General features: G+C 84.5%; 1 pseudogene. It reads right to left on the reverse strand.

Annotation, left to right across the window (positions count from 1 at the left end):
• Window positions 1–368 precede the first annotated feature (368 nt).
• Window positions 369–568: pseudogene (locus tag A4V12_RS17140) on the reverse strand (precorrin-3B C(17)-methyltransferase); the annotation flags it as partial.

A 568-nucleotide genomic window follows, 5' to 3' on the forward strand; every position in this document is an offset into this window, starting at 1 on the left:
CCCGTCCCCGGTGCCCCGGCTCCCCCCGCCCCCCCCGGCGCCCCGCCCCGCCCCGCCGCCCCCGCCGCCCCCGGCCACCCCCACCCCGCCCCCCACCCCGCCCACGCCCCCGGCGGGGACGGTGCTCCCCCCGCCCTCCCCCCCGCCCCCCACCGCCGCCCCCCCCCCCCGCACCCCCCCAACAGGCCACACAGCCCCCTGTTGTCCCCCGAGGGAGGGATCTGGGTCCGCCCCGCCGCAGGGGCGGCCGGTCCGCGGCGGGGCCCCCCCCCGGCCGAAACAGCCCCCCGCCCGGGTGTGCGGGGGCGCGCCGGCACCCCGGCGCGCGGGCGCCCGGGGGGATCCCCCCGCCGGGCGCCCGCCTGGGGTCAGCCCTCCGGGTACCGGCGGGGCGTCCACGTCACCGTGGCGCCGTCGCCGCGGCGTACCGCCTGGGTCTGGGAGGAGCCGATCAGGAGGAGGGTGCGCATGTCGACCTCCGCCGGGTCCAGGTCCATCAGGGGCAGGACGCGCACGGACTCCTCCGGGCCTCCCCCGTCGCGGGCGACCACCACCGGGGGGTCGGGGG

The sequence above is a fragment of the Streptomyces noursei genome, assembly GCF_001646665.1.
Taxonomy (GTDB): Bacteria; Actinomycetota; Actinomycetes; order Streptomycetales; family Streptomycetaceae; genus Streptomyces; species Streptomyces lavendulocolor.